We start from the raw sequence: 7528 nt of genomic DNA on the forward strand, positions 1-7528 counted from the left end.
TGATGATTAGCGAAGACTTTTTTTAACCGCAGATGAAAGCAGATAAACGCAGATAAGAATTAATTTAAACTTTTTGATTACCCGAAATATTGTTTTTTTTACCACAGATGTCCACAGATAAACACAGATGAACACAGATAAGAATACAGATATATTTTAGTTGGGATGCAGTTCCATTTGACCTCTCTCTTTCTTATTCTTCTCTCTTCTTCCCTCTTCTTTGCGTCCTTCGCGTCCTTTGCGGTTCAAAAAATTTACTGTTGAAACTTAGTTAATAAGTTATTCATGGCTTAATTTTCCTTGGTAATTTCTCATTAGTCATTTGTTGAATTAACCACAAATGACTAATGATTTTGCTAGGTTTAAATTACGAAGTTTACTAATTTTCCTGGTACTACAATTACCTTTTTCGGTTCCTTTCCTTCCTCAAGGTAACGTTTCGCAGCGTCAGATTCACGGGCATATTTTTCTAATCCCTGTTTATCTAAATTAGCAGGTGCTTGAATTGTGCCGCGAGTTTTTCCATTAATTTGAATTACCAAGGTAATTTCATCAACTTCTAAAGCTGATTCATCAAGTTTTGGCCAAGTTTGTTTATGGACAGATTCTTGATTACCAATCATCTGCCATAATTCTTCGGCAATGTGAGGTGCGAACGGTGCCAAAAGCAAGATTAAAGTTTCGATTCCTTCGGTATAAACTGCGGAATTTTTGCAAGTTGCATCTTTGAGTGCGTTACTCAATTTCATCATCTCGGAAACCGCAGTATTTAATTGATAATCTCCCTCTAAATCCTTGGAAATTTCATCAATTGCAGTGTGAATTGCGCGACGTAAATCCTTTTCTGCTTTGCTTAATTCGCCTTTTTGGGTTTTTGCAGGTGTCGTTTCACTATACTCTGTTATCAAAGACCAAACGCGATTTAAAAAGCGGAATTGTCCTTCAACATCTGCATCATCCCATTCTAAATCTTTTTCCGGTGGCGCTTTGAAAAGGATGAACATTCGGGCGGTGTCTGCACCATATTTGTTAATTACATCTTCTGGCGCTACGCCGTTATATTTAGATTTAGACATGGTTTGATAGGAGATTTCTAAGGGTTCTCCTGTTTCTGGATCTTTGGGATCGTTGGGATTAACTAAAGCGGAAGGAATGTATTTAGCATTTCCTGATTTTTTGGGATTTGTATATGTTAATCCTTGTACCATGCCTTGTGTTAATAGGCGGTTGAATGGTTCGTCGAAGTTGAGGAGTTTGCAGTCTCGCAACACCTTAGTAAAAAAGCGAGAATAAAGTAAGTGTAAAATCGCGTGTTCAATTCCACCTACATATTGATCCACAGGCATCCAATCATTTGTTTTCCCAGAATCAAACACCTGTTTCTCATTTTTGGCATCAGTAAACCGCAAATAATACCACGATGAATCGATAAAAGTATCCATCGTATCGGTTTCTCTTTTTGCCGCAGTTCCACAACTCGGACATGGCACATTTACCCATTCTCCTAATTGTGCCAAAGGCGAAGGGCCACGACCACTGAATTCGACATTTTCTGGCAAAACTACGGGCAATTCTGATTCGGGAACTGGGACAATTCCACATTTGGGACAATGAATTACAGGTATTGGCGCACCCCAATAACGTTGACGCGAAATTAACCAATCTCTCAATCGATATTGGATTCTTGCTTTGCCAAAACCTTGTTTTTCTGCATAGTCAATAACTGCCTGTTTCCCTTCAGTAGAATTCATCCCATTAAAGTCACCGGAATTAATCATAATTCCTGGTTCTGTGTATGCTTCGGTGATTTGTTCTTCGGCACTTTCTGCGGGAGTAATTACTACTTTAATGGGTAAGTTTTGTTCTGTAGCAAATTTGAAATCCCTAACATCATGAGCGGGTACACCCATTACCGCGCCTGTGCCATATTCATACAATACGTAATCAGCAATCCAAATGGGAATTTCTTCACCTGTAAATGGATTAATTGCTGTTCCGCCTGTAGGAATTCCCCGTTTTGGTTTATCTTCCGCAGTGCGTTCTAATTCACTTTGACTGGCAACTTCTTTGATGAATGTTTCAATTTTTTCTTTATTGTCGGATGTGGTGACTTTTGGTGTTAACGGATGTTCGGGTGCAAGTACTATATAACTAACACCAAAAACTGTGTCTGGACGAGTGGTAAACACACCAATTTTCTCATCCATTCCGACTATAGGAAATTCTAAATAAGCGCCAACAGATTTACCAATCCAGTTAGCTTGCATTGATTTTACTCTGTCGGGCCAACCTGGTAATTTATCTAAATCTTGAAGTAATTGTTCGGCGTAGTCGGTAATTTTAAGGAACCATTGGCGCAATTTTTTCTTTTCCACTATTGCGCCAGAACGCCAAGAACGTCCTTCGCTGTCAACTTGTTCATTGGCTAAAACTGTTTGATCAACAGGGTCCCAGTTAACTGCGGCTTCTTTTTGATATGCTAATCCTGCTTGGAAAAATTGTAAGAATATCCACTGCGTCCATTTATAGTAATCGGGGGAACAGGTGGCGAGTTCACAATCCCAATCGTAAGATAACCCAAGGCGTTTTAATTCCGATCGCATTTGGGCAATATTACTGTAAGTCCATTTCGCTGGATGAATGCCTTTTTTTATCGCGGCGTTCTCTGCGGGGAGTCCAAAAGCATCCCATCCCATTGGATGTAGTACGCGATAACCCTGCATCCGATATACTCTGGCAATCACATCCGTTATTGTATAGTTACGAACGTGACCCATGTGCAGGTTGCCCGATGGATAGGGGAACATGGATAATGCGTAAAATTTGGGTTTGTCTTTCTCTGTGGGGGTTTTGTCTAATCCTTGTTCAGCCCAAGTTTTCTGCCATTTTTCCTCTATTGCTGTCGGGTTATATCGAGATTCCACTTTAATTCTCCTACTATATTTGGCGATCGCATAGCGTACCGTTAGCCGTATCACTTCTGCCTCAATATTTTGACATATCCTTGAATGAACTACCGCTTAAGGTTACAGCTATAATTTTTTCCATACTTAATGATAATGATATAGATTAAATGAGTACAAAGCCATCTGAAGAAGACAGGATGAACCTTCCACTCATCAATTTGTATGATACTGACTTTTACGCTTGGACTCAAAAACAAGTTCAGTTGTTGCGTCAGCGTGACATAGAGAATCTTGATATTGAGAATTTAATTGAGGAAATAGAATCTTTGGGTAAACAGGAAAAAAGAGAGTTAGTAAATCGGTTAAAAATTATTATTGGACATTTATTAAAGTGGCAATATCAACCTATTCATCGATCGAGAAGTTGGATTAGAACAATTCGAGAACAGCGAAATGAAATCAAAAATATAATTCGGGAAAATCCCAGCTTAAAACCTTTCCTAAATGATGCCAAAGATGCAGCTTATTCATCTGGAGTTGACCTAGCTATTGATGAAACAGGAATCGGAATAGATATTTTTCCAAAACTCTGTCCTTACTCATGGGAAGAAATAGAAAATCCCAACTTTTTCCCAGGTGATATTACAGATTCAGACAGAGATTTACTGGCAATCTATGGCATCTCACCTGAATCTTAACCAGAGGGAAATCAAAAAAATCTAAAATCCAAAATTGAATGTTTCAGCAACCTAATTCAGAATTAATAAAAGTATTTGTTTATGGAACTCTCAAACCTGGAGAGTCCAATTATCAACATTATTGTGGTGGTAAAGTAGTAGCGGCAACAAGAGCGACTGTTCAAGGTCAATTATTCGCTTTACCTGTAGGTTATCCCGCAATGGTTTTTGGTAAAGGTGTAGTTCAAGGTTACTTGCTGACCTTTAACACACCTTATATTCTCCAAAATCTCGACCCACTGGAAGGACACGACCCCCAGTGTCCCCCAGAGAAAAATTTTTATAACCGCAAGCAATTAGAAGTTTACAGTCCCGAAGCAAAACCTTTAGGTTTAGCTTGGGCTTATTTTATGACTCTAGACCAAGTTGAACAAATTGGCGGAGTACTAATTCCCTCTGGTTGGTGGACAGGACAATAGATTTTAAATTTTCCCTTGTCCCCTTGTCCCCTTGTCTCCTCGTCCCCAATTCCCTTGTCCAATTATTTAACCGTGTGCGGGTAAGCTACTGGGGATTTTTGATATTTATATGTTCCATTTGATACTTGAGGAATTTGGATTACGGGTTCGCTTAGGGCGATCGTCAAAGCTTCAGAATCAGACCTAACAGGAGAATTAGCGATTTGCGGCGACCAAGCATTTTGGTTGCCGAAAATTCCTGATACAGCAGCAATTACAGCAGCTGCAATTGCTGCTCCCCCTACAAATAAAATAGGTTTGCGGCGACGATTTTCTAAACGAGAGAATACTTGATCTACTGTGACATCTACAGGTTGAGTGGAAGCTGGTACTGGTGCGCTCCGTAATCTTTGACGCAGATTAAGTAATCTTTTATATAAGCATTGAATGTTGGGGTCGGTTTCTAACCAGTCCTCTACTTGTTTGCGTTCTGTTGCACTCACTTCTCCATCCAGGTAGGCGCTAAGTAGTTCAAAGCAATCGCGCTTTTCCATATCACGAGCGCACTGACAGGGATCTGGCGAATCCCCAAAGGAATTGTGTTTGTGTTTTTGGGATTCAAACTCAGGAGTCATATCAAATCCTTCCGTAACAGGAGGGTCAGGAAACCCTTTGGTGAGTAATGGCTAGTCTACTATGGATCATAAAACAGCCGATAGGGGCTATGAACCCATTTTGAAGTTTTATTAACTATCTAAATAGTTTTGCAATTGGGACTGAAGTCTTTGCCTTGCTCTAGCGATTCGCGATTTCACCGTTCCCAGAGAAGCTCCGGTAATTTCGGCAATTTCTTCATAAGCCATACCTTCAATTTCGCGCAAAACTATGGTTATGCGAAAAACTTCTGGTAAATCTGCGATCGCAGTATGCAATTGCTCATAAAACTCAGTAGTAGTTAATTTTTCTACTGGGCCAGGATTATCCGCCGCAATTTCCCAATCCATTTCGCCATCATCGAGCATTCTCGGCGCATCTAATGACAAAGGTTGGTGAACGCGCTTGCGTTTCCGTAACTCGTCATAAAACAAGTTTGTCGCAATCCGACTCAGCCAGCCTTGGAATTTTACAGGCTCATTGAGGCGCTTAAGATTGCGATAAACGCGAATCCAGACTTCTTGGGCTAAATCTGCTCTGTCCTGCCAATCTGGAGCCAGATGATATAAAATCTTCTCCACATGGGGCTGATATCGGCGCAACAATTCGGCGAATGCCTCACGTTGCGGTCGATGACCAGTTTGGCAGCGCAAAACTAAATCGTAGTTAGAGAGTTTTTCTACAGGCTGCACTTGCGTTTGAGGAATCATAACCTCAGCGCTAGACCAGGATACAGGAATTGATTGACTCATGGACAGATACAGATTAATAACGTCCTATTCCGAAAAGACGCTACTACTGTTAGAAAAGTTCCTGCATCTACAATGATATTGGTCTAACCTGATTTGATCTAGATTATTTGTCTGGTTTTGGTTCAAAGGTAGGAGCATAAGCTTGTAATAAAGAACTTACCTGCTGTACCACATCAGTTTTGGAAGCTTTACCGAGTAATATTCGGGAGGAGTCTGTTTCTGGTTTAGCTAAGTTACGGTTGATAGCTTCCCGAACTTGCTCAGCAATAATATCTTGCAGTTCTACCTTCGCCCGCTGACGTTGATAGGTAGCACCTTCTTCGGTGGTAGCGTAGAGGGGAGGTAATCGGTTTAGGGCATAAGCTGCTATATCACCTACATCTAATACTTGGTTACTATTAGCTTCAATTTCTGCTACGCGAGCGATCGCTTCTGTGAGAACCAACTCTTCCATAACATTAATAAATTGTTTACGCGGCACCGCCACCACTTCACCAGTTAATAGCGATCCCATAAGTCGGTCTAGCGCCATATACTCTTCAATGGAAAGCTCAGAGGCGGTATCGCAGATCCTTGCTACTTCCGCTTCCATTGCTGGTGTCAGATAACCATCTTGTAAGGCTTGTTCAACTATTTTTTCAATACTCATAATTTCTCTATGGCTCCCCAAGGCACTTTTGCTAGACGAGCTAATTTTTCTTTCATATTCCCTCACCCTGAAGTAGCACTCAACTGTATTGTAGAAAGTTTATTTTTCTGACACATTGAGCAACCAACTGTAGTATTTCGTGATTTAGAATCAGGATTTTTTACCTAATTGGGATTTTCATTTTTACTACATTCTGGTTCTAATTCCGGGAATTAATCAAGTGTTTCCTTAACAAATATATTTCTATTCCATCGTTTGAGCCAACCAAGGTGCAGGATCGATCGATTTGCCATTAACATACAAACCCCAGTGTAGATGAGGGCCTGTAGCGGCACCAGTGGAACCAACGGCACCAATGACTTGACCTGATTGCACTAAATCTCCTTCTTGAACGTTAATTCGGCTCAAATGCAGAAATACACTCGTTACTCCTTGACCGTGATCGATGCCAATTATATTCCCATGCAACCGGAAACCTTCGGCAAGTTTTCCTACCAAAGCTACTTTACCTGGTGCCGGGGCGACTACTGGCGAACCTTGAGCGCCAGCAAAATCTAAACCGCGATGGTAGTAGTCTTTAGCAAAAACACCATTGTAGTAACGACGCACTCCATATCCGGTACTACGCCGAGCACGACTGGGCGGGATAAATGGGCCATTCCAATATTTTTCTGGGGTGACTAGTTGGCGAAAAGCTGCTACTCGGTCTAATTCATGTTGGGTAGGTTCTAGTCCGCCACTGCTGCTGGAAACAATGCGAATACGTTGGACGGGGAAAGTGCGATCGCCTACATTCACCGAAAGATTTTCTACTTGTCCATCTACTTGCACTTGAATTTTGCGGACTCCCGCTCTTTCCAGTGGCGTTGTCGGCAAAAATGCCCGATAGGTACTCGCGCCGATCGGAAACATCGGATAAGTCGTGTTATTCATCGTTACCGTCGGTTTTGCCTCTTGTTTAGAAGCATCCTGAATCACCACAGAAATTGTATCCCCCAACCTGGGATTAGCTGGCGATAACTGAACCCTTTGAGCGATCGCAGGTGCAGCTAAAAATAAAATCGCCGTAGTTAGGATAAATAAGGCAGAAGGCAGAAGGGAGAAAGCAAAAGGAATTCGTTTAATTTTATTTTTAAGTTCTGGTACAAAGGAAAACATATTTACCCTGCTGCTTTTGTTTGGTGAGTTGGTACTGCGCCTGAATAAACTGATAGTCGATCGCAAAACCCGCAATTTCCCGTCCAAAATTTTTCTCTGCCAAATACTCATGATGAGTTCCACTACAGTCCCACTGGCAGTATAGACTACCGCTAATCAGGAACTATGCCAAGAGGGTCTCCAGGGGCTCCAGGCGCAAACTCAAAACTCAGAACTTTCTCCCTAACTCAAAACTCAAGGCTTTCCTAGCCCCTTGTCCCCTTGTCCCCTTGTC

Annotated in this window: 7 protein-coding genes; 2 read left to right on the plus strand and 5 right to left on the minus strand. The window is 41.4% G+C overall.

Translation table 11 applies throughout. The annotated features are described in order from the left end of the window. Positions 1 to 362 precede the first annotated feature (362 nt). Entirely contained in the window at positions 363 to 2924 is a 2562-nt protein-coding gene (gene leuS, locus IQ264_RS20385) for a leucine--tRNA ligase (protein ID WP_193982642.1), read from the minus strand. 149 nt (positions 2925 to 3073) lie between these two features. Between leuS and IQ264_RS20390 the strand changes: the two genes are divergently transcribed. Both IQ264_RS20390 and IQ264_RS20395 read left to right on the plus strand, forming a co-directional pair. Next, positions 3074 to 3604 (plus strand): DUF29 domain-containing protein, encoded by a 531-nt coding sequence (locus IQ264_RS20390; RefSeq protein ID WP_193982636.1) that lies wholly within the window; start codon positions 3074 to 3076, stop codon positions 3602 to 3604. Positions 3605 to 3642: 38 nt separating this feature from the next. Then, positions 3643 to 4062 carry a gamma-glutamylcyclotransferase family protein gene (locus IQ264_RS20395; RefSeq protein ID WP_193982637.1) on the plus strand — a complete coding sequence of 140 codons (420 nt, stop codon included), beginning with the start codon at positions 3643 to 3645 and terminating at the stop codon, positions 4060 to 4062. Positions 4063 to 4124: 62 nt separating this feature from the next. Here IQ264_RS20395 and IQ264_RS20400 read toward each other — a convergent pair whose 3' ends face one another. The 4 genes from IQ264_RS20400 to IQ264_RS20415 all read right to left on the minus strand — a co-directional run bounded on the left by IQ264_RS20400 (position 4125) and on the right by IQ264_RS20415 (position 7365). Continuing rightward, positions 4125 to 4676 (minus strand): anti-sigma factor family protein, encoded by a 552-nt coding sequence (locus tag IQ264_RS20400; RefSeq protein ID WP_228061674.1) that lies wholly within the window; start codon positions 4674 to 4676, stop codon positions 4125 to 4127. A gap of 111 nt (positions 4677 to 4787) precedes the next feature. After that, positions 4788 to 5447, minus strand: coding sequence for a sigma-70 family RNA polymerase sigma factor (locus IQ264_RS20405; protein ID WP_193982638.1), 660 nt, complete (start codon positions 5445 to 5447; stop codon positions 4788 to 4790). A 103-nt stretch (positions 5448 to 5550) separates the two neighbouring features. Then, a complete protein-coding gene (locus tag IQ264_RS20410; protein ID WP_193982639.1) occupies positions 5551 to 6096 on the minus strand; it encodes a late competence development ComFB family protein in 546 nt (181 codons plus the stop codon). A gap of 243 nt (positions 6097 to 6339) precedes the next feature. Continuing rightward, positions 6340 to 7365 carry a M23 family metallopeptidase gene (locus tag IQ264_RS20415; RefSeq protein ID WP_228061675.1) on the minus strand — a complete coding sequence of 342 codons (1026 nt, stop codon included), beginning with the start codon at positions 7363 to 7365 and terminating at the stop codon, positions 6340 to 6342. Positions 7366 to 7528: the final 163 nt, after the last annotated feature.

This window comes from [Phormidium] sp. LEGE 05292, assembly GCF_015207735.1.
Lineage (GTDB): Bacteria > Cyanobacteriota > Cyanobacteriia > Cyanobacteriales > Aerosakkonemataceae > Floridanema.

Bases quoted from the DNA above. Each gene is read 5' to 3' on its own strand.
- IQ264_RS20390 (WP_193982636.1), top strand. From the start codon at position 3,074: ATGAGTACAAAGCCATCTGAAGAAGACAGGATGAACCTTCCACTCATC.
- IQ264_RS20405 (WP_193982638.1), bottom strand. From the start codon at position 5,447: ATGAGTCAATCAATTCCTGTATCCTGGTCTAGCGCTGAGGTTATGATT.
- IQ264_RS20410 (WP_193982639.1), bottom strand. From the start codon at position 6,096: ATGAGTATTGAAAAAATAGTTGAACAAGCCTTACAAGATGGTTATCTG.
- IQ264_RS20400 (WP_228061674.1), bottom strand. From the start codon at position 4,676: ATGACTCCTGAGTTTGAATCCCAAAAACACAAACACAATTCCTTTGGG.
- IQ264_RS20415 (WP_228061675.1), bottom strand. From the start codon at position 7,365: ATGAGTATTTGGCAGAGAAAAATTTTGGACGGGAAATTGCGGGTTTTG.
- IQ264_RS20395 (WP_193982637.1), top strand. From the start codon at position 3,643: ATGTTTCAGCAACCTAATTCAGAATTAATAAAAGTATTTGTTTATGGA.